This window comes from Desulforhopalus glucosivorans (genome assembly GCF_054397165.1).
This window is the reverse complement of the sequence record NZ_AP044854.1, coordinates 400,885-426,389: the sequence shown is the minus strand read 5'-3', so window position 1 is coordinate 426,389 and position 25,505 is coordinate 400,885. Positions and strand designations below refer to the sequence as shown.

At 43.8% G+C, this 25,505-nt stretch carries 23 protein-coding genes; 9 read left to right on the top strand and 14 right to left on the bottom strand.

Annotation, left to right across the window (positions count from 1 at the left end; translation table 11 throughout):
• The first annotated feature begins 116 nt into the window (after positions 1-116).
• Both ACX6CI_RS01850 and ACX6CI_RS01845 read left to right on the top strand, forming a co-directional pair.
• Positions 117-1,631 (top strand): B12-binding domain-containing radical SAM protein, encoded by a 1,515-nt coding sequence (locus tag ACX6CI_RS01850; protein ID WP_458778419.1) that lies wholly within the window; start codon positions 117-119, stop codon positions 1,629-1,631.
• Between the two features lie 40 nt (positions 1,632-1,671).
• The gene (locus ACX6CI_RS01845) at positions 1,672-2,148 is read left to right on the top strand and encodes a GtrA family protein (RefSeq protein WP_458776480.1); all 477 of its coding nucleotides are present in this window, start codon (positions 1,672-1,674) and stop codon (positions 2,146-2,148) included.
• A 20-nt stretch (positions 2,149-2,168) separates the two neighbouring features.
• Here the strand turns inward: ACX6CI_RS01845 and ACX6CI_RS01840 are convergent, their stop codons facing one another.
• Together ACX6CI_RS01840 and ACX6CI_RS01835 are read right to left on the bottom strand one after the other, a co-directional pair.
• Positions 2,169-3,815, bottom strand: a complete 1,647-nt coding sequence (locus ACX6CI_RS01840; protein ID WP_458776479.1) for a hypothetical protein — start codon at positions 3,813-3,815, stop codon at positions 2,169-2,171.
• Between the two features lie 15 nt (positions 3,816-3,830).
• Positions 3,831-4,523, bottom strand: coding sequence for a glycosyltransferase family 2 protein (locus ACX6CI_RS01835; RefSeq protein WP_458776478.1), 693 nt, complete (start codon positions 4,521-4,523; stop codon positions 3,831-3,833).
• A gap of 478 nt (positions 4,524-5,001) precedes the next feature.
• On the opposite strand from ACX6CI_RS01835, the gene ACX6CI_RS01830 reads away from it, so the two are divergent.
• Positions 5,002-5,538, top strand: a complete 537-nt coding sequence (locus ACX6CI_RS01830; RefSeq protein WP_458776477.1) for a class I SAM-dependent methyltransferase — start codon at positions 5,002-5,004, stop codon at positions 5,536-5,538.
• A 113-nt stretch (positions 5,539-5,651) separates the two neighbouring features.
• On the opposite strand, the gene ACX6CI_RS01825 is transcribed toward ACX6CI_RS01830, so the two are convergent.
• The 3 genes from ACX6CI_RS01825 to ACX6CI_RS01815 form a co-directional block, all read right to left on the bottom strand.
• Entirely contained in the window at positions 5,652-6,965 is a 1,314-nt protein-coding gene (locus ACX6CI_RS01825; RefSeq protein ID WP_458776476.1) for a Ni/Fe hydrogenase subunit alpha, read from the bottom strand.
• Positions 6,966-6,967: 2 nt separating this feature from the next.
• Entirely contained in the window at positions 6,968-7,813 is an 846-nt protein-coding gene (locus tag ACX6CI_RS01820) for an NADH-quinone oxidoreductase subunit B family protein (protein ID WP_458776475.1), read from the bottom strand.
• Between the two features lie 438 nt (positions 7,814-8,251).
• The gene (locus ACX6CI_RS01815) at positions 8,252-8,968 is read right to left on the bottom strand and encodes a rhodanese-like domain-containing protein (protein WP_458776474.1); all 717 of its coding nucleotides are present in this window, start codon (positions 8,966-8,968) and stop codon (positions 8,252-8,254) included.
• 668 nt (positions 8,969-9,636) lie between these two features.
• On the opposite strand from ACX6CI_RS01815, the gene ACX6CI_RS01810 reads away from it, so the two are divergent.
• The 3 genes from ACX6CI_RS01810 (at position 9,637) to ACX6CI_RS01800 (ending at position 12,971) form a co-directional block, all read left to right on the top strand.
• Positions 9,637-10,896 carry a DEAD/DEAH box helicase gene (locus tag ACX6CI_RS01810; protein ID WP_458776473.1) on the top strand — a complete coding sequence of 420 codons (1,260 nt, stop codon included), beginning with the start codon at positions 9,637-9,639 and terminating at the stop codon, positions 10,894-10,896.
• Positions 10,897-11,000: 104 nt separating this feature from the next.
• A complete protein-coding gene (locus tag ACX6CI_RS01805) occupies positions 11,001-11,201 on the top strand; it encodes a cold-shock protein (RefSeq protein ID WP_136876210.1) in 201 nt (66 codons plus the stop codon).
• A gap of 159 nt (positions 11,202-11,360) precedes the next feature.
• Positions 11,361-12,971, top strand: a complete 1,611-nt coding sequence (locus ACX6CI_RS01800) for an ABC-F family ATP-binding cassette domain-containing protein (protein ID WP_458776472.1) — start codon at positions 11,361-11,363, stop codon at positions 12,969-12,971.
• Between the two features lie 80 nt (positions 12,972-13,051).
• Here ACX6CI_RS01800 and ACX6CI_RS01795 read toward each other — a convergent pair whose 3' ends face one another.
• A complete protein-coding gene (locus tag ACX6CI_RS01795; protein WP_458776471.1) occupies positions 13,052-13,486 on the bottom strand; it encodes an FKBP-type peptidyl-prolyl cis-trans isomerase in 435 nt (144 codons plus the stop codon).
• 362 nt (positions 13,487-13,848) lie between these two features.
• Here ACX6CI_RS01795 and ACX6CI_RS01790 point away from each other — a divergent pair, with 362 nt between their 5' ends.
• Positions 13,849-15,084: a BaiN/RdsA family NAD(P)/FAD-dependent oxidoreductase gene (locus tag ACX6CI_RS01790; RefSeq protein ID WP_458776470.1), complete on the top strand. Its 1,236-nt coding sequence runs from the start codon at positions 13,849-13,851 to the stop codon at positions 15,082-15,084.
• Positions 15,085-15,094: 10 nt separating this feature from the next.
• Here ACX6CI_RS01790 and ACX6CI_RS01785 read toward each other — a convergent pair whose 3' ends face one another.
• The 8 genes from ACX6CI_RS01785 to ACX6CI_RS01750 form a co-directional block, all read right to left on the bottom strand.
• A complete protein-coding gene (locus ACX6CI_RS01785) occupies positions 15,095-16,087 on the bottom strand; it encodes a Crp/Fnr family transcriptional regulator (protein ID WP_458776469.1) in 993 nt (330 codons plus the stop codon).
• Positions 16,088-16,431: 344 nt separating this feature from the next.
• Positions 16,432-17,382: an ABC transporter substrate-binding protein gene (locus ACX6CI_RS01780; protein WP_458776468.1), complete on the bottom strand. Its 951-nt coding sequence runs from the start codon at positions 17,380-17,382 to the stop codon at positions 16,432-16,434.
• A complete protein-coding gene (locus tag ACX6CI_RS01775; RefSeq protein ID WP_458776467.1) occupies positions 17,375-18,130 on the bottom strand; it encodes an ABC transporter permease in 756 nt (251 codons plus the stop codon). Before ACX6CI_RS01775 ends, ACX6CI_RS01780 begins: the two co-directional genes overlap by 8 nt.
• Positions 18,127-18,852, bottom strand: a complete 726-nt coding sequence (locus ACX6CI_RS01770; RefSeq protein WP_458776466.1) for an ABC transporter ATP-binding protein — start codon at positions 18,850-18,852, stop codon at positions 18,127-18,129. Before ACX6CI_RS01770 ends, ACX6CI_RS01775 begins: the two co-directional genes overlap by 4 nt.
• 35 nt (positions 18,853-18,887) lie before the next feature.
• Positions 18,888-19,709, bottom strand: a complete 822-nt coding sequence (thiD, locus tag ACX6CI_RS01765) for a bifunctional hydroxymethylpyrimidine kinase/phosphomethylpyrimidine kinase (RefSeq protein WP_458776465.1) — start codon at positions 19,707-19,709, stop codon at positions 18,888-18,890.
• Between the two features lie 2 nt (positions 19,710-19,711).
• Positions 19,712-20,353, bottom strand: a complete 642-nt coding sequence (gene thiE / locus ACX6CI_RS01760; protein ID WP_458776464.1) for a thiamine phosphate synthase — start codon at positions 20,351-20,353, stop codon at positions 19,712-19,714.
• Positions 20,354-21,160 (bottom strand): hydroxyethylthiazole kinase, encoded by an 807-nt coding sequence (thiM, locus tag ACX6CI_RS01755; protein ID WP_458776463.1) that lies wholly within the window; start codon positions 21,158-21,160, stop codon positions 20,354-20,356. It abuts the gene before it with no gap.
• 432 nt (positions 21,161-21,592) lie between these two features.
• Positions 21,593-22,732: a S1C family serine protease gene (locus ACX6CI_RS01750; RefSeq protein ID WP_458776462.1), complete on the bottom strand. Its 1,140-nt coding sequence runs from the start codon at positions 22,730-22,732 to the stop codon at positions 21,593-21,595.
• A 183-nt stretch (positions 22,733-22,915) separates the two neighbouring features.
• On the opposite strand from ACX6CI_RS01750, the gene arfB reads away from it, so the two are divergent.
• Positions 22,916-23,338 (top strand): alternative ribosome rescue aminoacyl-tRNA hydrolase ArfB, encoded by a 423-nt coding sequence (gene arfB, locus ACX6CI_RS01745; protein WP_458776461.1) that lies wholly within the window; start codon positions 22,916-22,918, stop codon positions 23,336-23,338.
• 280 nt (positions 23,339-23,618) lie between these two features.
• The gene (locus ACX6CI_RS01740) at positions 23,619-25,400 is read left to right on the top strand and encodes a DEAD/DEAH box helicase (RefSeq protein WP_458776460.1); all 1,782 of its coding nucleotides are present in this window, start codon (positions 23,619-23,621) and stop codon (positions 25,398-25,400) included.
• Positions 25,401-25,505: the final 105 nt, after the last annotated feature.

Below are 25,505 nucleotides of genomic sequence, written 5' to 3'. Positions count from 1 at the left end.
AAAAGCAGTGCATATCCCCAGATCATCATATTGATTAAAGGTAATTCACGGCTACATTATAGTACACCTTGTTGCAGATGCCAGAAGAACTACAAACAATTAACAAAACAAATTTTATGCTCATCATCCATCCCCCTCTCACTAAGCCCTGCGAGCCACCGGCAGCCCTTGCCTATCTAGCTGGAGCGCTTGTATCCCACGGGGTAAACACCACAGTATGTGACATGAACATTGAAGGGTTTCATTACCTGATGGAGAACACAACCAATGGGGACGATACCTGGAGCAGACGGGCCATTAAAAATGTATCGAGAAATATAGAAGCCCTGCAGACAAGTACAACATACCAAAACAGAGATAAATACAAAAGAGCTGTGGCCGATGTAAACCGTGTACTGGAAATTGCGGGGAAGCGACACGGAATTGACCTGAGTCTTGCCAATTATGTGGATGAGAGATACTCACCACAAAAAAGTAGTGACCTCAGGGATGCGGCTCTACATTTTTCTGATAATATATTTTATCCCTATTTTTCTAAACGCTTGGAAGAACTACTCGAGGCAAGCCACACCGGTCATATCGGGATCTCAATTAATTATTTAAGTCAGGCAATCTGCAGTTTTGCAATAATCGGCTATCTACGAAAATATCACCCCAAACTCAAAATTATTACAGGGGGCGGCCTGATTACCACATGGCTGAGTCATCCCGGCTGGACCCAACCCTTTGACACCCTGATTGACACGTTTATTGGAGGTAAAGGAGAACAACAGCTCCTTAACGTTTTAGGTCTAAAACCGACAAACGAAGAGACACGCCCCCAGTATCAACAGCTCAACAACAGTTATCTCTCTCCCGGCTTTGTTCTTCCATACACAACGTCTCGGGGGTGTTTCTGGAAAAAATGTAACTTCTGCCCTGAAACCAGCGAAGATAACCCTTACGAGCATAATCCGCCTGCCAGAACCACCCAAGATCTCACGGCTCTTTTGGGCGAGACACAACCTGGCCTAATCCACCTTCTGGACAATGCCGTAAGCTCTTCTACTTTTAAGGCAATACAAGACTCAGTTCTCCGCACTCCCTGGTACGGTTTTGCACGATTCAGTCAACATCTGGCAGATAAAGATTTCTGCAATAAGCTGAAGCTATCGGGATGTACCATGCTTAAGCTGGGTCTTGAGTCAGGAGACCAGCAGGTCCTTGATACCATGAATAAAGGAATTGATCTTCAGCTTGCATCAACAGTTCTGAAAAACCTTCAGGAGGTTGGAATCGCAACGTATATCTACCTGCTCTTTGGCACCCCGGCAGAAGATCATGAGTCTGCATTTAAAACCCAGGATTTTGTAGAGCAACACCATCACGCAATCAACTACCTTAATCTTGCAATCTTCAACCTTCCTGTTTGCAGCGAACAGACAAAACAGCTGACAATATCCAGCTTTTACGAGGGAGATCTCTCTATATACTCAAACTTTGAACACCCAAAAGGATGGAACAGGGGAAAGATCAGGCGTTTTCTTGATTCATCTTTCAAAAGGTCTCCAGACATTGCACCTATAATGAAAAATGATCCACCATTTTTCACATCCAACCACGCCCCTTTTATTTCCCTATATGGGAAATAAATAGTATATTCCACTTTTTTTTAACCGTCAAAAGGTAAACATGTCTCTCCTACTTGAAAACGAAAACCTGATCCAGTTTATTAAATACGCACTTGCCGGTGGCCTGGCAACGCTTTGTCATATATTGTTATTTAACCTTCTTGCCTGGAAAATGTTCCCAGCCCTGCAAGCAAATGATCCAGTTGTAAAATTGCTCCATATTAACATCGCACCAATCAACGACTTCCATCGAGCACGCAACTCTATGATCAGCAACTTCCTCGCTTTTATGGTCGCAAACCTTGTGGCATATATCACTAATATATTATGGGTCTTTGAAGGAGGAAGACATAGCTTCTTCATCGAAATTCTGCTCTTTTACGCGGTCTCCGGAATAAGCATGGTTATTGGCACCAGCTTTATGGGGCTTCTCATAAAACGCTTTGGAGTAATGACCACCTACGCCTTTGGAACTAACATAATTACGGCAGTAATGATCAACTATGCGGTTAGAAAGTTTTTTATTTTCCAGGGCTGAGAGACTAAAAAACTTCGTTCTTACCGTGACCAGATTGTGGGTAGAGAAAGATCAGCAATTCGCTTATCATCTACTGGCTCAGAAAACTCTATCCTAATCTCTTTAATATCTGCACTTGTATCTTCTCCTGACTCACTGATGAAAAGGACCCAATACTTTCCATCACTCAATCGAGTCTCGAGTGCTTGGGATTGTTCGTCAACCCAACCATCCCCTGAATTCCATGAACATGTTGCCGGTAATTGATCGTACTCATTCGCTGGAAAGGCAAGCACATCCCCTGACTCAATTACATTATCAGGAGTCAGAAATATTGTGTCCTGCTGAATTACTTTGGAAAAGTGGACTTTTTCCCTTGGGCTAAAAGGACGATTGTCAACTTGTGGCAGAAATTTTTGTTTATGCAGATCATTAATGATTTTTTTAATTCGGATATCTGGATAAAGATAATGGTAATCACCGGGTGCTAATAGTGGGAAGTACAACAACCTACTTTCTGAAATAGCATTACGAGTATGAAGCTTGGCAGCATCATGCACACCATCAGCACAGCCCACAAGATACAACACAACAACCACAATTCCTACAAACTTCCAATTACGTTGTTTTCGTGCCAACCATAACTCAGGATAGACCACAACAACCAGCACAACGACGCTGATCAGCACAATGACAAAAAAATAAAAATACACTCGAAATGGACTACTTGAAAGAGATGACCTCGCAACACCAGTTAAAAACGCAACACTCCCACCCCAGAAAAAAATCAGCAACCATCCAAAATAATCTCTGGTTAACAACTTTTTCATAGTAAAGAGCTTCCAGCAACTCAATAGCCCTAATATCAAAGTAAGAAAACCTGTCTGTGCTCTCAGAACGCCATCTGGCCCAAAACATCGAAACATAAAAACAAGTTCTCCAATAGGATCCTGAGAAAACCAGTTCATAGGCGGGAGGTTCATGTTTTCCCTTGAGGGCATTTGAGATACTATTATCGACACAATGATAATACCAGCGATGATTACAACGATTTTTTTCAACCTGGACCACCCGCTTACCACAGCTATGGCACAAATATAGCACAGAAGATAAATCAGCCCTGTACCATGGGACAAAGAAGAAAAAACAGCAAAAAGAAAGGACAAAACAACTCCCCTCCATGTTCCCCAAAAATGTACAGACACTACAATTGACAGCAAGGCAAAGACAAGAACAAATGTGTACTGGGTCGAGTACCAATGATGTTGAAAACGGACCAGGATATTTGGCCAGAAGAGAAGCCACGAAAATGTGAGTAGTAACCCTCTTCTGGCAGAAGAAGATAACCGTGGAGTCTTTTTAAGCAAAAAACTCATAAGAAAAAGTATTAATAGTTGCCCTGCAATGCCTAGTAGAATTTCAATACCATAATGATTATTGTCAGTCGCAGCAGCAAGATATCTGATTAACAACTTTGGAAACACCATTTTCTGATCAACAAATGGCACCCAGGCATATTGAAGCAATTCAGAACCCGATGGATCTTTGAGTGTGAGAGCACTCGCTAAAACGTCCCAGTAATCAGCAATGGGTAACGAAATAAAGAAAATCCACGCTAAAACAGAAGTGATAGCGATAGGAAAGAGAAAAATGACAAGGAACCATTTTGTTTCATACACCGCTCGCATATGTAGTAATCTCACTTATTTTATGAAAGCGTATTTAATTATACAATAAATTGCCCTCACTCCATCACGCCAACCAATTTTTTTCCCATCCTCATAGGTGCGACCATAATAAGAGATACCTACTTCATATATCCGACATTTTCTTCTGGCTACTTTTGCAGTTATTTCTGGTTCGAAACCAAAACGGTTTTCATTAATTTCAATTGATTGAATAATTTCGCGACGAAAAACCTTGTAGCAGGTCTCCATGTCTGTGAGGTTGAGGTTGGTAAACATATTTGACAAAAGTGTAAGTACATTATTGCCAACCTTGTGCCAAAAATAAAGAACCCGATGCGGCCCTGCACTAACAAATCGGGAACCATACACAACATCTGCAACACCATTTACTATTGGCTGTACAAGGCGTTCATATTCTTGAGGATCATATTCCAGATCCGCGTCTTGAATTATGACAATATCTCCAGTGGCAGCTTCTATCCCAGAACGTAATGCAGCGCCTTTACCCTTGTTAATACTATGATGAAAAACCTTGTCTATTTTCTTTTGCCCCAACAATACTTCTAGCTTTTCAGGGGTTGAGTCCATAGAGCAATCGTTGACAACTATTATTTCTTTATCTGGGTAAGGCGCACTATGGACCGCTTCGATGATTTTCTCTATGGTTCCTTCTTCATTATAGCAGGGGATGATGATGCTGAGTTTCATGCGATTATCAAGGTAAAAGTTGAATAGAGTTTCCTAACTTACAAGAGAGCCCATACTCATGAGTGCCTTATTCCTGAATGCCTGTCATAAAAAACAGGTAGCATAGACTCCAAGAAACTGAGTTATGGTACATTCATTGTTTCGAGTAATTCACAAGGTACATATCCCGTTTATCTGGGTTAGGAAAGCATTACTGTCATTTCTCAATCTGTATCATTTATCGACACCCACCTCTATACAATATCCCACTCAAAAAAACGAGTCACCCTGACAAAAATGCGTCGATTTTTATAGTTTTTGGTCTGGTTATAATGTCTATTAATCATTTGTATAACTAAAAAATTATAACTGAATTTACCTCCCTTATGTCAACTCCATCTCCTTCAGACTATTCTCCCTACATACTCCCGTCACACATAGAGAAGAAACTTAGTTATATAAAATAGATCTTGAACAACGAGGAAAAAGACAAAACAGTATGGCAGAAACAGATAAAAAGAAATGGGATGACAGGTACAGTCAAGACCTCGGTAACCTCACGCCGTCAAGCCTACTCAAAAAACATATACATCAGGCAACGGTTGGCCGGGCCCTTGACATCGCCTGCGGAAATGGCAAAAACAGTATATTTCTTGCGCAACAAGGTTTCGACATGGATGCTGTGGACATCTCGTCGGTTGCCATAGAAAACCTTAGAGAAAAAGCCCCCGAGATAAACGCAATGTGCAGGGACCTTGATGAATTCACTATCGAGGAGGAACACTATAATCTGATCCTTAATGCAAATTTTCTGGATCGAAGATTATTTCCTTATATTATTTCGGGATTACAAACGGGTGGTCTTCTCATCTTTGAATCTTTTACTGGAGCAAAAACATCCAAATACTGCCTTGGCCCCAATGAGTTACTCCAAGCCTTCTCCTCACTGCACATTGTCTATTATGCAGAAAGTGACATTCCGGGTTCAGGAAAATTTGAAAAAAGCGTTGCTCTTATTGCCATGAAAGATGCATGAAGCGAGACAAACACGCTTCATGCATAGTATCTTCTTATTAAGAGTGTGACAATTCGCTTGAACGCTTGGGCAAAATCACCTTATACCTCTCAACTTTACCCGGTAATTGCAGATCAGTGAGTTGCACAGGCAATACAAGGATCAAAGGCACGAACTACCCACCCCATGGCCGCATCAAGACCGAGATCGATTTTCCCGGAATGAACATAACGCTTAGCCATTGTGGTGAGTGCCTGTTCAATGGAGTAGTTATTGTGAACTGTGGGAATAACGAACTCCGCTCTGGCAATAAGCCCATTCTCTATCTGATAATGGTGAATTAGTGGACCGCGAGGTGCCTCAACCAACCCAAACCCATAACCATCTCGAGGCACAACCGGAACGTTCATTTCTCCATCCATTAGATTTTCAGAAAGGATTGCATCCGCCCTCTCCAGTCCATTAATAAGTTCAATCCCTCTGCACAGATCAAACAAAATAACATGATGCGCTGGATCCCCAAATTCAACTTTAAATCGCTGAAGATACCCATCGGCAATTGGTGTACCCATAGATTCTGCAAGGTTAATGCGGGAAAGACTGTTGGCCCGTATGGGTAAGCTATTAAAACTGGTCTTTCCTGAGTAGCTATCCTGAACTCTGTGAAACTCAAGATATTTCTTATATTCTGATGGTTTAAACGTTACCGTCTCCGAACCATCAGAACGTTGCATGGTTATTTCATCCAATGGAAGGGTCGGATCATTCTTATCCACAGCGGACATATAGTAAAAAGGATTATCACCTTCCCAATCGCCAACTGCTTTCTTCATTTTCTGGGTAAGCTGCCAATACTCATCAAAAAGACTACACGCAAGAGGCAGTGCTTCTTTGATCTTTTCCCTCATTTTTTCGGCAGCGCTTGTCTCAATTCCTGAGACAACACCGCCGACAACTGCCTTAACAGGATGAATAAACTGGCCACCAGCAACAGAAATTAACTCCGTACCAATCTTACGAACAGCCATTGCCTTTCGGGTGATATCGGACATCGTGTCCTTGCCTGACTTCTCATCCACAGCAAAAATAGAGTCCGCCTTGACCTTGTCCGGCAGGGTAAAGAAAAACAGTGACGTCGCCTGATTTTGAACAAGTTGTCCAACCATCATTAAATGACGAATTTTCTTTGATAAAGAAGGAGCTGTAATTCCGTAAGCATCCTCTAAGGCTTCCACAGCTGCCAGATGATGGGAGGTAGAACAGACCCCACACACCCGTGGCACAATCACAGGCATCTGATCTGCGGGCATACCTTTTAAGAATTGTTCAAAACCACGATATTCCTGGGCTAAAAACCGTGCATTACGTACTGCTCCCTTGTCAATATCAACCACAACCTTGGCGTGGCCTTCTATTCTTGATATGGGAAATTGAATTGTCGTTGTCATCTTTACAGCACCTTCTCTTTGGGGCGACTTTCCATCTCAGTGTCAGAATAGTCGGAAAATTGGAACAAAAACATGGCAAGATGTGGAGACTTTAATGCCGTGCTGATCTCTTCGGGTTCGATGTCGGTCATCCTCTCAAACACACGTATCAAGCTCTCAAACCATGCATTTGCATCTTTCTCAATCAGGTTATTGGAAGGACCACGACACCCCACACATGGAAATCCTGCCCTTGGACAAATGGCACCACAACCATTCCGAGTGGAGGTGCCCACACAAAGCTGACCTTGCTTAACAAGACAAAGTTCAGGGTCAATATCACTATGGGATACCTCAGAAAGAGTATTCGGGCGAATGTCTTTGGGCTTACGCCGACCGCATTCTTTACAAACAATGCTTGTCGTCTTCATCGCCTTCGGGTCTTTGAGCAAGGAAACATACAACTGAGGAACGGGAGGACATCCTGGCAGATAGTAATCTATCTTTACTTCTGTATCGATGGGACTACAGGTCGGGAGCATTCGAGGCACCCTCCCCTGATTTGCGTGGGCCAGAAAATGTTCCCTGATATCTGTCCGGTCACCAAGTCCAGCAACTCCTCCGGAAATAGCACAGGTTCCTACCGCCACAATAATTTTGACCCTGCTAGCCGATTCTCTTAATTTCAATAAATCTTCATCGGTCCGTATCCCACCCGTAACGAGTAAAATGTCCACCTCTGGAACATCATGGGCTGTTACGACCAGCGGCATATAAGCAAGGCCAGCCAAATCAAGATCCTCGCCAGCATTGAGCAGGGAAACTTCACACCCCGCACAACCGGTTAACTGCAACACTGCAAAACGCATAATTCCTCCAAAACTCCACATGGCACAACAAAAACCACAAAATCATCTTGCACCAATCAATATTTGAGCATCAGCACACTACCTCGCGACCTACACAAGATACTATTTTAATGTGCTTTTGGAGGAACAATATAGTAGTTACTAAAAAATAACAAGATGGCGAAAATTGCCGCCTTGGATCTTGGTAGGACCTAAACCGAGATTCAAAAACATGCCACATCGTGGTACCGTCAGTGCTTTGGTAGTAGCAAACTGTTTTTATAATTTTTTTATATTGTTCCCAAGGAGCTGTTCAGTACAGATCAGTACATACTCCATGGAGTCAAATTTTATAAAAAACAACTTATTATTAAGATATTAGCAAGCGGCTATACGCTAAGATGCAGTTTTTGGATAGAAAATTTATGGTGTGATAAAAAACAGTGTTTTTTGTAACCTTTATTTACCTGTTTCATAAGGGTGCCCTTTTTTGGCCCAATCATACACCCCGTACCGTAAATTATAGATACGCTTAAAACCCGAGTCCGCAAGGAATCTTGCTGCCACAGTAGATCTGTTTCCGGTGGCACAATAGACAAAAATATCTTCATGTTTCTGCTCTTCAAGCTCTCCGATGCGCTGCTGTAACTCCTGGATGGGGATCAAGTGAGTATTCGCCAAATGAAGCTGCTCATATTCTTTTTGAGTCCTTACATCAAGTATAAATAGTTTACGGTTATTTAAGAGTTCAAAGGCCTCATCAGCTGTAACTTCAATATAGTTTGGACGTATAAGCTCAATAACCTTAATGGAGCCTCCACCTTCACCAAGTGTAAATGAATAGGTCCCAGCCTTTTTCATTTTATAAAAAGGAGCTTTATCAGGATCAGGAAACAAAACACCTGAATAGTGAAGAGAATCCATCTCAAAAGGTAATTGACCTAGACTTTGTGGATAACGAAATTTAATATAATCCCCCCTATACACAACAAAGCTATGGGTACTCACTGCCGGGTCTATCTCTAAAACTCTAAAACCAGACTTAATTTCACCTGAAACCTGGGAGACCTCACCGGCACTACCTGCTGATACGGTAAAAAGCGTTATAAAAGTAATAAAAAGCAGAGTGTAAACTGTGTTCAAAAAAGCTTTAGTAACCCGCATTATTGAAAGCATAATCTTCCTGAAAAAGTTAAAGTTCAAAACTTACGCACTACCTTGTGCTTATATTGCACTTACCCTGTTTAACTTCTGGTACAATTCAGATTCATTACTCATCATCGCCTATCTACTATAAGTAAACACAAGTCACTCTGCCAGCAATCAATGTTTTTTGAACAATTCCTTACCATAATCATGGACGAAGTAAATCGAGAAGGTAATGGTTCCAGAAAAAACAAGTCCTGAGCAAATAGCAAACAATCCGTCTATCCCCATAATTTTACAGCTAAATACACTACTTCAAAAGTGGTTACACAAAACTATTTTATATTTTACTAAACAAAAACATTGCACATTCTCGGCAATAGGTTATTGTCTCGCTCACATGTAGACCAACTCCATGAAAGCGTAGTCCTTCAGGTTGTCCTCATTAACTTCATCGTTATCGAGTGTCATTAATTCCATAGAAGTCCATGCAGCTTACATTGACAGGAACACATATAACGTATAACTGATGTGAATACCACATTAGCTACTGCAGAACCTTAGAGCGACTTCTGTAGAACATATTGCAAAATGCTCTACATAGCAGTGTATTTAACTGTACAATCAGCTATGATTTTACAGCCTAAATGATTCTCGTTACCAACCGGGTCATTTAGATGAATTACATCGGAGTTTTAATGAGTTTTAAAGAGTTTAAGTTTCACCCCAAAGTAGAAGCGGGTATTAATTCCTGCGGATACAGTTGCCCCACCCCTATTCAACAGCAGACAATCCCTCAAATTATTGCCGGAAATGATATTTTAGGTCTTGCACAGACCGGAACCGGAAAAACCGCAGCTTTTGTACTTCCTATTCTTCAGCGGTTATTGGATGGTCCTCGAAAACAAATACGCGCTCTCATCATTGCTCCAACAAGGGAGCTTGCCGAGCAGATACACGAGAATATTGTAACAATGTCTGCCAAGACCGACCTGAGAAGTACAGTGGTCTATGGCGGAGTTGGCCGCAATCCTCAAATTAAGGCACTTCGCTCTGGCGTTGAACTCGTTGTCGCCTGCCCTGGTCGTCTACTCGACATTCTCACAGAAAAAGGTGTGAGTATAAAGACAGTAGAGACACTGGTACTGGATGAAGCAGACCATATGTTTGATAAAGGGTTTCTCCCTGACATCAAACGGATAGTTAAACAACTTCCACGTAAACGACAATCACTGGTATTTTCTGCAACAATGCCTAAGGAAATCTCTCACTTAGCAGAAGAGATTCTATATAGGCCTGTTAAAGTGCAGATTAACCACACCCTGCCAGCTCCAACGATATCACACACTCTTTTTCAAGTAGGCCGTCCTCAAAAGACTGCACTTCTCAAGAAGATTATTGTGGATCAAGAGATGACAAGTACTGTGGTATTCACAAGGACTAAGCATAAGGCCAGAAGTCTTGCAATACAGTTGCAGAAAGCTGGACACAAAGCAGCATCCTTGCAAGGTAACCTATCACAAAATAACAGACAAAGAGCAATGGATGGCTTCCGTGATGGAACCTTCTCTGTTCTTGTAGCAACAGATATTGCAGCCCGTGGAATTGATGTTTCTGACATCTCACATGTCATTAATTACGACGTGCCTGATACTGCAGAAACCTACACCCACAGAACGGGCCGTACTGGCCGGGCTGAAAAAAGCGGCATGGCAATAACCTTTGCAGATCGAGATGATCTTAAAATGATTTCTCAAATTGAAAGAAATCTTGGCAAGAAAATGGTTAGAGCCGAGGCACCTGCCTCTGTAAATGATTCACAGCACGCTGGCGAAAAAAAGTTTCACAGTCCTGAAGCCCCTAAAAACAAGGGTATTTCGAGACCTCGGAAAAAAAATAACCAAAAAAAGAGTCAAGGCTTCGATTTTGGTATTAATAACAGTAGAAAACAATTATAGTAATTTCTGGAACCCCAGATGACCCGTCGGACTGTCAAAAAGGCGAGTTCGGCTTTATAACAAAGTGGCTCATATTTGAGCCAAGCACAAAGGAGTAGTACAAGATGGCTGAAGGTACAGTTAAGTGGTTTAATGACGCGAAAGGTTTTGGTTTTATCGAGCAAGATGGTGGAAACGATGTATTTGTTCACCACACAGCAATTCAAGCAGATGGTTTCAAATCTCTTGAAGAAGGTGCTCGAGTAACCTTCGAAATCGTAGATGGTCCTAAAGGTCCTGCTGCAGCGAACGTAGTTCAGCAGTAAGACCCGCTTTTGATTGTCCTAAGCCCCCGCTTTTTAGCGGGGGCTTTTTTTGTTTAAGCTGTTTTTCACCATCCCGACTCACGGGGAATGGTAAAGAACAATTTCAATAGTAGTTGCCATGGGTTATTTCCTTTGGCTTTTTTTGAGGGAACTCATCTCATGATCACCGCAACCAATGTCGCTCTCGCCTATGGCAAACGAGTCATCTTCCAAGATGTAAACATCAAGTTCACCCCGGGCAATTGCTATGGCCTTATCGGTGCTAACGGTGCAGGAAAATCGACTTTTCTTAAAATTCTAGCTGGAAAACTCGATCCAGATAAAGGCGAAGTCAGCAAGGGCCCCGGCCAACGCCTGGCCATGTTGAATCAGGACCAGTTTGCTTTTGACGAACACACTGTCTTTAATACAGTCATCATGGGCCACAAAAAGCTCTATAAGGTTATGTCAGAGCGAGATGCACTCTACGCAAAACCGGATTTCTCAGAAGAAGATGGGATCAGATCCGGAGAGCTGGAGGTTAAATTTGGTGAGATGAATGGCTATGAGGCTGAAGCCGAGGCCGCAGTTCTTCTCAATGGTCTTGGTATCACTGAAGAGATGCTGCAAAAAAAAATGAAAGAACTAGAAGGTGGAGAAAAAGTTCGTGTCCTTCTTGCACAGGCTCTTTTTGGCAACCCGGACATCCTGCTGCTCGATGAGCCCACTAACCATCTTGATATTAAATCTATACAGTGGCTTGAGCACTTTCTTTCACGGTTTCATAACACCGTCATCATCGTATCCCATGACAGGCACTTCCTCAATCAGGTCTGCACCCACATGGCGGATATTGACTACGGTAAAATTCAGGTCTATGTAGGTAATTATGACTTCTGGTATGAAGCCAGTCAACTCCATTTCAGACAAAAAGAAACCGAAAGCAAAAAGGCCAAAGCAAAGGCCGAAGAACTTAAAGAATTTATCAGGCGCTTTAGCTCAAATGCCTCTAAAGCAAAACAAGCTACTTCACGAAAAAAATTATTGGACAAGCTCACCATCGACCAGATGCCGACCTCGTCCAGGAAATACCCTTACATTGTCTTCAATCCAGAACGCCCCTGTGGTGACATCATCCTTGAAGTAGAAGGTCTCTCTAAAACGATTGAAGGCGAGGTGATGTTTAAAGATCTCACCTTCACTGTCAATAAAGGTGACAAGATCGCCTTTCTTGGCTCAAACAGCCTAGCCAAAACAGTTCTTTTTCAGATACTGGCAGGAGAAATGGACCCAGATGAGGGGAATTTTCGCTGGGGTGTTACCATTAGTAATGCCTATTTCCCACTCGAAAACAAAGAGTACTTTGAAAAGGACGAAATTGACCTCATCGGCTGGCTGCGGGAATTTGCTCCGCCCAAATCCGACGAGTCATTTATCCGTGGCTTTCTCGGGAAAATGCTTTTTTCTGGCGAAGAAGCAACCAAAAAGACAAAGGTTCTCTCTGGTGGGGAAAGAGTTCGCTGTATGCTTTCAAAGATGATGCTGGCCCATGCCAACGTTCTGATCCTTGATGAACCAACGAACCACCTTGATCTCGAGTCAATTACTTCACTCAACAACGGACTCATGGCCTTTAGTGAAGTGATGCTCTTTGCATCCCATGATCATCAATTTGTCTCTACTATTGCCAATAGAATTATAGAACTTGAGCCAGATGGTTACACTGATTTGATGATGACCTTTGAGCAGTACCTGGAGCGACAAGAAGAAGAGATGGAACAAGCAGCATAATCCTTTTTTTTGAATAAAAAAAACCCCCATGTATATTTAATATACTTGGGGGTTTTTATTTTCAGCAGAATACAACTCAATTATGGAGTTGTACATTCCACTAATTCAAGCTTGAACTTCAGATCTTTCCCAGCAAGGGGTGGATTAGCATCAAGAGTGACGTGGGTTTCTTCAATTTCAGCAACCACAACACGAAGAATCTCTCCGTTGGCTCCCCCCATTTCAAGACGCATTCCAATTTCAAGATCCATATCAGGTGGAACCTGATCTATAGGGGCCTGAATAATCATCTCATCATTTCGCTCTCCATAGGCCTTAGCACAAGGAATATCGACAGTTTTAGTATCACCAACCTTCATGCCCATTACTGCTTCGTCAAAACCAACAATAACCTGTCCACTGCCCACTGCAAAAGAGAGAGGCTCAGCACCTTCTGAGCTATCAAATACAGAACCATCTTCCAGGGTTCCAGTATAGTGCACTTTTACATTATCGCCTCTTCTTACTTCAGTCATGGTCACCCTCCGGGCTAAAGCTGCCCTTAATCATTAACATATAGCGTCCCCAGCCAACGACCTGTGGCAAAGGATTTTGAAATTACAAACTCAGGCGGTACTAATAAACATCAAACATAAATATACAAGCTCAAATATACAAACTCAAAGAGCTACTGCTCCCAATGAAACATGGCTCGTGCTCATTCAGTTCCATCGGACAGTTAAAGAGATTGCATGACTCTTTTACACTTTTTCTTTAAAGATCCCTATAGTAGGGTCTGAGACCTGGTACAAGATTCGATTTAAGCACAATGGACTTATATTTTAATCTTTTCAACGTATCGAAAATTTAAGCAAGACACTTCAACTGCAGACACAATATGAAAAACAGTAAGACTATAATTATAGGTGGAGGAGCCGCTGGCCTTATGGCGGCAGGTCGAGCAGCCCAATTAGGTGGAGAAGTGCTGCTGCTTGAGAAAATGGAAAAAAATGGCAGAAAGATCGGCATCAGCGGTAAAGGTCGCTGCAACGTCACCAACAGCGCCGAATTAACCGAGTTCATGAGCCACTTTGGCAAGAATGGGAAATTTCTGCGTCAATGTTTTCAGCACTATTTTAGTGGTGAATTGCTGAGTTTTTTTGAAGATCATAATCTACCACTCACTTTAGAGCGTGGAGGCAGATACTTCCCTGAGAGCGGCCGAGCGCTTGACGTTGTTAAAGTGTTTAATGGGTGGCTTGAAAACCAGGGTGTTGAACTCAGAAAAAGATCCCATGTGAGTAGAATCCTTGTCCAGGACGGAGTCGTCACAGGTGTTGTCTGTAACGATCGAAAAATTATGGCAGGCAACGTTATTCTCGCAACCGGTGGAAAATCCTATCCCCGCACAGGTTCCAGTGGCGATGGCTATAAACTTGCGAGAAAATTGGGCCATACAATCACAGCCCTTAGACCAGCCCTTGTTCCGCTATCAAGCCCTGAACCATGCTTGAGCCAACTCAAAGGACTTGAGTTACGAAATGTTCAGATACACCTCTTTGTCGATGGAAAGAAAAAAGCGCAGGACTTTGGAGAGATAGCCTTTACAGCCCATGGTCTCACAGGCCCCACGGTACTGAGCCTTAGTGAACAAGCTGTGGTAGCGTTAGATAATGGCCAAAAAGTACATATCACTGTTGACCTCAAGCCTGCACTTGATGATAAGAAACTCGATGCACGACTCATACGGGACCTTGAACAACGGCGTGGAGAATCTATTACCTCCATTCTTCGTGGTTTATTACCCAAAGAGTGTATTCCTGTATGCCTTGATGCCTGCCAGATTCCTGAAAATATCGATACCAAAGCCTTTCCCGGTAAGGCAAGGAAGAAACTGGTCCGCTGGTGCAAGGAACTTCATTTTGAAGTCAGCGGTTACCGATCCTGGAATGAGGCAATTGTAACTGCAGGCGGTATCAGCCTGAAAGAAGTCGATCCGAGAACAATGGAGTCCAAACTCATCAAAGGTCTATATATCGTAGGAGAGGTTCTGGATCTTCACGCCGATACCGGAGGCTTTAATCTCCAGGCGGCTTTTTCTACGGGGTGGCTTGCTGCTTCCTCTTTAAGGTGATTATCACCATTCAAGGGGCTAACTGTTCGTCCAGCTCTTTTGATAGAAACGTATGGAAGCCTATATGGAGCAGATAGTCACTGTGGAGGAGTACTGAAACACGGACCACCCGACCAACACTTGAAAAAACCACATCTTCTTCTTTGTTTGTGCAGGTAAAATCCAAAGAGAATGATCTGGTTAACAGATTTCTTATAGTTTCCTTTTGATTACAGTGAATAACAAAAGAACATCCTGACCGAGATATTTCCCCCACTTCTCCATGAAAGACAAGGTCATCATCCTGTCCGTCCTTATTAAGCAAGGTAGCCTTTACCCGCCCTTCCACAAAGTAACGAGGATTAGGATGGACCTCCTGCTCCTTTCTCTTTGTAATCTGATCAATCTGACCATGTTTTTGACAAAAATCCAGTACTTTTGCGTAAAGCCCCGGATGCGTATCATTCCAGCTTTCGGCGACCTTTCCTTCAAGACAGCGAAGTTGCACCGGAGTTTTAGTTACTGCAGTGGCTGAACAGAGAGCAGGGGTGGCAAAACTATATTCACCCAGGACATCTCCCCTGTTGAGTTCGGTAAACACCTTAAGTTTTTCGCTCCCCTCCTGGGGGATGGCAACCACGACAGTGCCCTTCTCAATAAAAAACAATCTATTGTTCAGTGCACCATATTTGAGTAATGCCCGCTTTTCCTGTATACGATGGCTCGTCATGCTATGGAAAAGACAATTTTTTTCTTCCTTAGAAAGCGGCTCATAGAGTTCGGGCCATGTCGTTACATGATCCTTATCAATTGCTGCTGCCATAGCATTTTCAATCAACTCAGCTGCTTTAATCACCTCACTCAGGGCCATGGGATCAACTTCGAGCAGTTTATCCCGAAGGATTATAGCTTCCTGAAATTTTTTACTATGAATCGCCTTCTCTATGTCGCTGAACAGTTCATTCTTCGTTTGTTGCTGGAGTTGTTCTGCGGAAATAGTCGGGGATGTTTTTTGAGATGACATAGGCTTCTCACCTTCAAGAAATTAGCACCCAAAATAGGCTTGGTAACTCTTGCAAAAATTATCTCCCATTTCCTACAAAGGAGATAGACTCACTGGAGCTATTACTCAGATCACAGTTGCCTCAAGAGTTGTGGCAGGAAGTACGTAACACGCTATCCATACTCAATTGTATGATATGGATAATATGTTTTCAAGAAGTCTTCTCAAAAACAGCCTCCATCCCCCATTACGCAGTAAAGACTCCAGATGCATTGTTATACATCATAGTTACAGATTATAGGAGGGGAACCAGCAGGTTCCCCGCTTACTCTTTCATCTAAGGTCAATTTCAGCTCAATTTGAGCTCATTGCAGCTCCACTGCAAAATCACTCAGTTTTCCGATCTTCTCCACAACCTTTTGCTCCTGTAAAAACTCAGCAAATTTCAGATATCTGTTCTGATCAAGGGCACCTGGGCGGAGAGCAAAGCGCGGCAGGGTGTCTCTCCAGGCACGACGATTCAGTTCATCATCAAGGTCTTTTCGATCCTTACTGACAAAAAGTTTCCAGCTTTCATCAGGGTGATTTACCAGAAACTGTACTCCAGCTTCTACAGCATCAACAAATTTCCGCAGGTTCTCATCTGCCACTCTATCCTTATGGGCCACAAGAATCAGCTCGTCATAGGCAGGGACCCCAAGTTCTTCAACAAAAAATGGCCGGCCGGGACGTTTTTCGATATCCATCTGATTCAGTTCAAAATTTCGAAAAGCCCCTATCACCGCATCCGCATTTCCCGTAAACAGTGATGGAGAAAGCGAAAAGTTGACATTAACAAGTTTTACATCTTCAAGGGTTAGACCTTCCTTTTCGAGCATCACCTTAAGAAGCACCGTCTCAAAGCCTCCCACAGAGTAGCCCACTGTCTTACCCTTAAGATCAGCAATTGTCTTTATATCGCTATCCTCAAGCACAACCAGAGAATTAAGAGGTGTTGCAACAAGGGTAGCAATGCGCACAAGTGGAAGTCCCTGATCCACCTGCATATGGTGCTGCGGCTGATAAGAAACAGCGATGTCAGCCTTTCCGGCAGCCACTAGTTTGGGAGGATCATTTGGATTGGCAGGAGCAATAAACTCGACATCAAGTCCGCGCTCGGTGAAGTATCCTTTTTCAAGGGCAACGAACAGTGGTGCGTGATCTGGATTAACAAACCAATCCAGCAATACGGTCATTTTGGTTGCAGCAATACCACTTGAAGAGCAAAGCAGGCAGAGAATGAACGCACAACAACATTTCTTTAAGAATTTATTCATGATACAGCTCCTTGGGTTTCTCCCAATAAATAATTTTTAGCAGTAGATAATCGACAATAAAATACAACGCCACAGAGGCGACTGCGAGGAGAAAAAGTGCGGCAAACATTCTGTCCACCTGCATTCTCGCATTGGCGTGAAGCATATAAAAACCGAGCCCCTTACTCGAGCCAACCCACTCCCCTACTATCGCTCCAATGGGGGCCACCGCAGCAGCTACTCGAAGACCACCTGCAAAAGAGGGCATTGCATTTGGAATTACAATAAATCGTAAAATAGAGAGATATCCCGCACCCATGATCCGGGAAAGCTCCAACAGATCTTCTTCAGTTCGCTGCATGCCATGATAAAAGGAAGAAGTGACCGGGAAGAAAATTATAAGAACAGCCATGGCGACCTTTGACGCCATACCATAACCAAGCCAGAGGACAAGTATTGGGGCCAGGGCAAAAACCGGTATCGCCTGACTCATGACCAGAACCGGCAATAGCCACCTTTTCAATACAGGTGATAAAATCATAATAAGTGCAGAGATACAGCCGAGCAGTGTTCCTATAATAAGCCCAAGTAGTATCTCAGTTGTGGTAACAAGCATATGGCCAAGAAGAACGGACCATTGCTCACACAGTGCATGGTACACCTTGACGGGGCCTGGCAGGATATAATGCGGCACCCCGGTCAGACGGACAAGAACCTCCCATAAGATGAGAAGAGAAAAAAATAGAACAAGGCCTCTCAAAACCCTCATGTAGTTGCCCCATTCATTAGGGTTTTGAGCAATCGGGGATATTCCTCAGTGAGGATTCCACTATCAGTCTTTCTTGGTACAGGGCCCTCGGGAGTCATGTCTGCTACGATCGTAGCCGGACTGCCACCAAGGACAATAATCCTGTCACCGAGCCGCAGTGCCTCCATGGGATCATGGGTGACCATAATGACCGTTTTACCACGGGTAAGTGTCGCAGAAAGATCTTGTAATTTAAGACGGGTCAGGGCATCAAGGGCTGAGAACGGTTCATCCATCAGAATGACTTGCCTCTCTTCCATGAGTGTTCTCAGAAGTGCTACACGCTGACGCATTCCACCGGAGAGAACAGCCGGATACTTATCACCATATTTTTCCATCCCTGCATCTCGTAACATCTGTAGTGCATTTGACCGGAGAATTTCATCAACCTGACCACGGAGATTTGCCCCCAGTAAGATATTATCGATTACTGTAAGCCAGGGAAGAAGCAGGTCTTTTTGACTCATCCAGGCGACTGCTTGCCCGCTACCACTATTGCCATGAAACCGTACTTCACCCGTATGCGCTATGGCCTTAGTCCCCGATATAATACGAATAAGCGTAGACTTACCACAACCGCTTGCCCCAAGCAGACAGGTGCATTTACCAGGAGGAAAATTCAGGGAAAAATTCTGAAAAAGAGGAGTCGTGTCATAGGAAACATTAATATTTCGACATGACACACCATACTCTTGGGATTCTTCTGAAATACAAACCATTAAAAGAACGTATAGAAGTGATCCACAGGCCCGTGCCCTTCTCCAATCTTGTACTTTGCACCCGACTCTATGGCTCCTGTGATATATTCTTTTCCAGCAGCAACCGCGGCCTCAATGGGTAAACCCTTTGCAAGCCCTGCGGCAATTGCAGAAGAAAGCGTACAGCCTGTACCATGACTATTTTGGGTTTCAATCCGTTTTACGGGATAGGTTCGCACCTCTTTACTGCCGGCCATATAAAGTAGATCATCACAATCACCCTCTTCGAGGTGTCCACCCTTAATAAGGACATTGGGGCAGCCCAGTTCACTAAGTTCTGCGGCAGCATCACCTAACTCTTTATTTGTGGTAATCTCCCGTCCCAAAAGCACAGATGCTTCGGGAAGATTAGGGGTAATAAGATTTGCCATTGGAATAAGACTCTCTTTAAGAGAAGTAACCGCCTCATCTTTTAATAATTTATCGCCACTTGTTGCAACCATAACAGGATCAAGAACAATATTCCCTGTGGCAAGACTTTTAAGTTCTGCTGCGATCATCTCGATGAGTTCAGAAGAAAACAGCATCCCTATTTTAATGGCATCACTACCAATATCTGAGAGCACTGCCTGTAGCTGATCCCGAACAAAGGTTACGGGGACGGGATGAATACCAAAAACACCCTGAGTGTTCTGGGCAGTGAGGGCTGTAATAACAGACATCCCATAACAACCATTGGCCGCGATGGCCTTAAGGTCAGCCTGAATACCAGCACCACCACCGCTATCTGACCCAGCGATGGTCAGGACACGGTTATATGTTTTGTTCATTTCCTTTTCCATAATCATATCCTTTTATCTGGTAAGCCTGCAGCAAGCCGCAGGCGAATGGCAGCATCTTTGGGAGAAGCAGAACTCACCAGTGCCGAAACCACTGCGAGCCCATCAGCTCCGGCATCAATAACAGCGGCGCAGTTACCCTCGTTAATGCCACCTATTGCAACAAGAGGAAGATCGACTTCCTGCCGTATCAAACGAACGCCCTCAAGCCCTAGAGGAGGGGCCGTATCAGTTTTCGTTGGAGTACTAAAAACAGGACTTATACCTAAGTAATCAGCCCCTGCAACAGCTGCATCTTTAGCGTCAGTAGGACTCTCCACAGAAATACCAATAATAGCATCTGCCCCTAAGATACAACGGGCATCCACTATATGCATATCATCCTGACCAAGATGGACGCCCTGTGCCCCAACCGCAAGCGCCACATCCAAACGGTCATTAATAATAAGAGGAATACCAAGGGGTGTAAGAAGCTCTCGCAGGGCAAGTCCTTGTTGAACAAACTCTCTTGTTGAACAGTCTTTTTCCCGAAGCTGCACACAGGTAACACCACCGGCAACAGCCTGTTCCACAATAGCGGTATTGGTGCGTCCTAGCGAAAGAGTTCTATCAGTTACAAGATATAATGAATAGTCTGGGGACATCATCTATTGCTGAGTAATCCTGGCACCTGCTTTGAACTCGTCCGGTGACAAATTATACAAAGCGTCAAGGAGTTCGATCATAAACGTACCAGGACCTCCCGCCTTTGCAGCGGCCTTTTCGCCAGCTAAACCAAAAAATGCAAGAGCACCTGCCGCTGCTGCGACCATATCAGTTTCTACTGCAGCAAAGGCTCCAATCATGGCTGTTGCAGAACATCCTGTCCCCGTAACATAGGGCATCAACTCATGGCCATTAGCAACTTCAACAACACGATCACCATCGGTAATGCAATCAACGGGGCCGGTTATGGCAAGGGTAGTTCCGAGCTCTTTTGCCAGCAGTTTGGCAGCCCCTGTAGCCTCATCAACAGAGTTACCGGCATCAACGCCGCGGGTCTCACTTTCACTTCCAGCAAGGGCAAGTATCTCAGAGCTATTCCCCCGAAGAATACTGACTCTTGCCTCATGGAGAATCCTTTTTGCCGCATCAGTGCGCAGTGCCGTGGCTCCTGCTCCAACAGGGTCAAGGACAACTGGAGTTCCAGTGGAAGCAGCTTTTTGTCCCGCAACCACCATGGAATCAACCCAGGTATCAGTTAAAGTCCCAATATTAAGAACCAGAGCCCCTGCAAAACCAACCATCTCTTCCACTTCATTAATGGCGTGAGCCATCACAGGTGACGCCCCTGTCGCCAGAAGAACATTGGCTGTAAAGTTCATCACGACAAAATTAGTGATATTATGTACAAGAGGTTTGCTTGAGCGTATTTTGATTATGTTTTCAGTAGTTTGTTCGACTAGATTCGTCATGAAACAGTCCCCTTTCTGACAATAGAATTACAGAAAAACAGAGACTGGTAATGGATTGAAGATGAGTGGGGAGAAAACTATCAGAAGAAAGTTATTTCCTGCAATTCCCTACGCTGATTCGAGCCAGTTCAGGTTCAACGGGTATCATCTCAGGCCCATGGCCACCCCTGCAAGTATTAATAGGTGAACATAGTTGAAGCAAGAATCAATGTCAAGCGTTGCACATATCACCGATATTTTACAATTACAATGTCAGAGATCTGCATCCATCCAAATGACACCTCAACCTTATGATGAGTGCCCTACTCCTGAACTTCAGCAAAAAAACAGGTAACGTAGACTCCAAGAAACTCAGGAACAATATTTAAAATCGTGACGTTGATTGTTGCCAACAAGGCACGTATCCCGTTTATCGGAGTTATAATTAATGCATCAGTAAATGGAGGAACTGAACTCTTCGTACACTGTGGTCATGGGTATGGCAAAACCAATTCCTTCCGTGTTGAGGAGAATCATTGTGTTAACACCCCAAACATAGCCGTTTTCATCAACCAGTGGGCCTCCACTGTTACCCGGGTTAATTGCAGCATCAGTTTGAAGGTAGACTGGACCATCCTCTCCAACCTGCCTATAACTGGAGAATATTCCTGAGGTTACCGTATGGCGGAGCCCCACAGGACTACCTATTGCAAAAACTTTATCGCCCTGATGGAGACTATTTCCCCCCGGTGCTTTTTTTAAATAATCTGACTGCTGTGTATAAAGCGACATAAGGGCAAGATCATGGTCGGGGCTCACCAGAAGATAGTTGGCATAATGCTCAGCTCCATCAGCTAAGATTATTTTAATGCTTGATGCAGTAACCCGCTCCTCCATCTTAGACAGTCGCTCCTCCATCTCTTCATACTTTGGCATGAATTCAGCCAGTTGGGTTTCAAGATCTTTGATAATAATTTTGAGTTGGCTGCGTTGAGGGCCCAGAGGCATAGACAGCATATCACGCCGATATCCAGCGATCTTTTGTTTTTCTAGCTTTATCAGCTTGCGGAATTTAACGACCTGATTCCTGAACTCGTCAATTTTACCTTTATCAATTTCAACCACATGTTTATTGGTCACAATATAGTCTTTACTAATAAAAAAACCTGACCCAGTCCCCCAGGGGGTTTCGATTGAGACAGTGGCATTACGTGCCTTCTCAATTGTGTTATATTTGGATTTTATTACTGCTGGTTGCACGCCAACTGACCTTTTCTGCGGCCTGCTAGCTTTTGCAATTGTATTTTCAGGATCTTGAACCACAATTTGTTCTGACTGAGTAATCTGCTGTTTTTGCTGAGGTTTATAGCCGGTAAAATAGTAAGTACCCCCAGCGACAGCAACAACAAGTAGCACAAGCTGTATGATTTTTGATACCGAAGCGCCACCTTTATCACTCTTCATTTTCTCAGTTGCTGCTGCTTCCTGTTCCTTCTTTTTCTTCTGGAATTTGATATATCTCTCAAATATCACTCCACAGACTTCACATTCCACTGAGTTACTTTGCTGATGCTTACATTTGGGACAACGCATATTTTCCTTAATCCTTTGGGATCTTATATATTCATTCTTAAATGTAATAAAAACCTGTGGTACTATTCGCTTTCCACACACACTCGGAGAGAGTACTCGACAAATTCATTCTCCCCGTCTATCTTAGCAGGACAGCATTAATTGTTCAATTGATTGAAGATCTAAGATACCAGAAAAACCATCATGGAAAATTTATTTATTACAAATACCGTATCAATACCTGAACATGAGATCGTTCTCGTACCGATCCGTGCCCAAGGAGCAGGCGGACAGAACGTGAACAAGGTCTCGTCAGCCATTCACCTCCGCTTTGACATTACTAGTTCATCCTTACCTGAATTTTATAAAGAGCGTTTACTCGCCCTGAGTGACTCTCGAATTACTGATACCGGTACCATTGTTATCAAGGCCCAAAAATTCAGAAGTCAACAGAAGAATAAAGATGAAGCCCTTGCACGCCTCGCTTCCCTTATTCGAAGTGCCAGCCGTACCCAAAAGACCAGAAAACCCTCCAGACCAAGTCGTAACGCAAAATCAAAAAGAACTGACGCCAAAACAAAACGCGGCAAACTGAAAAACATGCGGAAAAAGGTCACAAGAGACTGAGATAATTAGACAGTCGCCACATCATATTGTTCTTGGGGATAAAATTAACAATTTAATCATTGCATATTCTGCCCCTTGTTGGTATGTAAGCGCTTCAATGCGATAGTGTCAGACCAGAACATGGAATTTTGGGGAAGTTACGCGAAACTGGACAGACACTGTATACATCGGTTCACATTTCAACCAATGAGTTGTTGAAACGCCGATTTTACATTCCTGGACAAGCTTTACGTAACAAGTTCATCTGTGGAATCAACCCAAAGATTACTATAGGATTTCTATGTCTACTGAACACGAAACTACACCTGCGTCTTTTTCAGATCTTGGTCTACCAAACCACCTCACCCAGGCTGTTAGCCGACTCGGATACACCGAACCAACTCCCATTCAAAAAGAAATGATTCCCCACGTCCTTGAGGGACGGGATGTTGTTGGCCAGGCCCAAACCGGAACTGGAAAAACCGCTGCCTTTGCTCTACCCATGTTGGCAGCCCTTGATACCGGGTCCAAATCTCCTCAGGTTCTGATTCTCGCCCCAACCCGAGAACTTGCAATTCAGGTAGCTGACTCATTTTCTGATTATAGTAAACACCTCAAAAAAGTTAATGTTCTCCCAATATTTGGTGGTCAGGACTACAGTGTACAGCTCCGCCAGCTGCAAAAAGGTACCCAGATTGTTGTAGGCACACCTGGCAGAGTAATGGATCACATTCGTCGGGGTAGCCTCAAAATGGACACTATCCACAGCCTGGTTCTTGATGAGGCTGACGAAATGTTACGAATGGGATTCCTGGACGACGTTGAATGGATACTTGAAAAACTGCCCAACCGTAAGCAGACGGCTCTCTTTTCAGCCACCATGCCTGCAAACATCCGTAAGATTGCACACAAGTATCTCAACTCTCCTGTGGAAATAACTATTAAGTCAAAGTCGATGACTGCAAATACCGTGCAGCAACGCTGTCTTATTACCCCTGGCGGCTTTGTAAATAAGGTAGACGCTCTTGCAAAGGTGCTTGAATCTGAGGATTTTGATGGTGTGCTTATCTTTGTCCGAACAAAACTACAGACCGTAGAGCTTGCTGAAAAAATCGGAGCCCTTGGCTATAAGGCCACAGCACTCAATGGTGACATCCAGCAGAGCCAACGACTGAGAACCATTGAACAGCTAAAAGCTAAGAATATTGATATCCTCGTTGCAACAGACGTTGCAGCCCGGGGACTTGATGTTGAGCGAATCAGTCATGTAATTAACTTCGATATCCCCTTTGATACCGAAGCCTATGTTCACCGTATCGGTAGAACAGGTCGTGCAGGTCGAACCGGCCATGCGATCCTCTTTGTGAACCCTCGGGAGCGATCCATGCTCAGATCCATTGAGCGGGCAACCAAACAAAAAATTACCATGATGGAACTGCCCACTGTGGCAGACATTAACATCAAACGCATCCAGGGCTTCAAAGATCGGATCACTGCCACTATCGAGAGTGACACATCTTTTTATGAAAAGCTTATCGGCGAATATTTAGAAGAGACTGATGCGGATATCACACAGGTCACTGCGGCTCTTGCTCTTCTTGTACAAGGTACTAAACCGCTGCTGCTCAAAGAAGAAAAGCGTCCTCGTTATCAGGCTGAACGTGAAAGGCCAGCCCCTGGAAGAAAGGGAAAGCAACAGGCCAGACGAGCACCACAAAGTCACAATGTACAGCTACCACCCGAAGAAGGCTTAGAGCGTTTTCGAATAGAAGCGGGCAACACCCATGGTGTAAAACCGGGTAATATCGTAGGCGCAATTGCAAATGAAGCTGATATCAACAGCAAGTTCATCGGTAGAATTTCAATCTATGATGACTACAGTACTGTGGATCTACCATTTGGAATGCCTGCAAAAACCCTTAACTTACTGAAAAAGGCACGAGTTGGTAGTCGACAAATGCGCCTTCAGAGGGTTGAAGGTTCCGTAGGCGGTAGTGACCAGGCCCCACAGCAGAACCGACCAAAACGAAAAGGTGGAGCTCCCCAGGGTAAGCGACCACAAAACAGAAGACCAGTAGCGTAGCATAATACAACGCCCCTGTAAGCAAACAATAAGCCGGGATACGTGCCTTGGGAGTATGATTACATATTAGCTTCCAAAGCACTTCCTATTTCGTATTTTTAGACA

What these genes read in the sequence shown, in the direction of transcription:
- ACX6CI_RS01775 (WP_458776467.1), bottom strand. Translation starts at nt 18,130, where the DNA reads ATGAGGGTTTTGAGAGGCCTTGTTCTATTTTTTTCTCTTCTCATCTTA.
- ACX6CI_RS01825 (WP_458776476.1), bottom strand. Translation starts at nt 6,965, where the DNA reads ATGACAACGACAATTCAATTTCCCATATCAAGAATAGAAGGCCACGCC.
- ACX6CI_RS01810 (WP_458776473.1), top strand. Translation starts at nt 9,637, where the DNA reads ATGAGTTTTAAAGAGTTTAAGTTTCACCCCAAAGTAGAAGCGGGTATT.
- ACX6CI_RS01750 (WP_458776462.1), bottom strand. Translation starts at nt 22,732, where the DNA reads ATGCGTTGTCCCAAATGTAAGCATCAGCAAAGTAACTCAGTGGAATGT.
- ACX6CI_RS01820 (WP_458776475.1), bottom strand. Translation starts at nt 7,813, where the DNA reads ATGCGTTTTGCAGTGTTGCAGTTAACCGGTTGTGCGGGGTGTGAAGTT.
- ACX6CI_RS01850 (WP_458778419.1), top strand. Translation starts at nt 117, where the DNA reads ATGCTCATCATCCATCCCCCTCTCACTAAGCCCTGCGAGCCACCGGCA.
- ACX6CI_RS01795 (WP_458776471.1), bottom strand. Translation starts at nt 13,486, where the DNA reads ATGACTGAAGTAAGAAGAGGCGATAATGTAAAAGTGCACTATACTGGA.
- ACX6CI_RS01740 (WP_458776460.1), top strand. Translation starts at nt 23,619, where the DNA reads ATGTCTACTGAACACGAAACTACACCTGCGTCTTTTTCAGATCTTGGT.
- ACX6CI_RS01790 (WP_458776470.1), top strand. Translation starts at nt 13,849, where the DNA reads ATGAAAAACAGTAAGACTATAATTATAGGTGGAGGAGCCGCTGGCCTT.
- ACX6CI_RS01835 (WP_458776478.1), bottom strand. Translation starts at nt 4,523, where the DNA reads ATGAAACTCAGCATCATCATCCCCTGCTATAATGAAGAAGGAACCATA.
- arfB (WP_458776461.1), top strand. Translation starts at nt 22,916, where the DNA reads ATGGAAAATTTATTTATTACAAATACCGTATCAATACCTGAACATGAG.
- thiM (WP_458776463.1), bottom strand. Translation starts at nt 21,160, where the DNA reads ATGACGAATCTAGTCGAACAAACTACTGAAAACATAATCAAAATACGC.
- ACX6CI_RS01830 (WP_458776477.1), top strand. Translation starts at nt 5,002, where the DNA reads ATGGCAGAAACAGATAAAAAGAAATGGGATGACAGGTACAGTCAAGAC.
- ACX6CI_RS01815 (WP_458776474.1), bottom strand. Translation starts at nt 8,968, where the DNA reads ATGCTTTCAATAATGCGGGTTACTAAAGCTTTTTTGAACACAGTTTAC.
- ACX6CI_RS01845 (WP_458776480.1), top strand. Translation starts at nt 1,672, where the DNA reads ATGTCTCTCCTACTTGAAAACGAAAACCTGATCCAGTTTATTAAATAC.
- ACX6CI_RS01780 (WP_458776468.1), bottom strand. Translation starts at nt 17,382, where the DNA reads ATGAATAAATTCTTAAAGAAATGTTGTTGTGCGTTCATTCTCTGCCTG.
- ACX6CI_RS01840 (WP_458776479.1), bottom strand. Translation starts at nt 3,815, where the DNA reads ATGCGAGCGGTGTATGAAACAAAATGGTTCCTTGTCATTTTTCTCTTT.
- ACX6CI_RS01805 (WP_136876210.1), top strand. Translation starts at nt 11,001, where the DNA reads ATGGCTGAAGGTACAGTTAAGTGGTTTAATGACGCGAAAGGTTTTGGT.
- thiD (WP_458776465.1), bottom strand. Translation starts at nt 19,709, where the DNA reads ATGGAAAAGGAAATGAACAAAACATATAACCGTGTCCTGACCATCGCT.
- thiE (WP_458776464.1), bottom strand. Translation starts at nt 20,353, where the DNA reads ATGATGTCCCCAGACTATTCATTATATCTTGTAACTGATAGAACTCTT.
- ACX6CI_RS01800 (WP_458776472.1), top strand. Translation starts at nt 11,361, where the DNA reads ATGATCACCGCAACCAATGTCGCTCTCGCCTATGGCAAACGAGTCATC.
- ACX6CI_RS01785 (WP_458776469.1), bottom strand. Translation starts at nt 16,087, where the DNA reads ATGTCATCTCAAAAAACATCCCCGACTATTTCCGCAGAACAACTCCAG.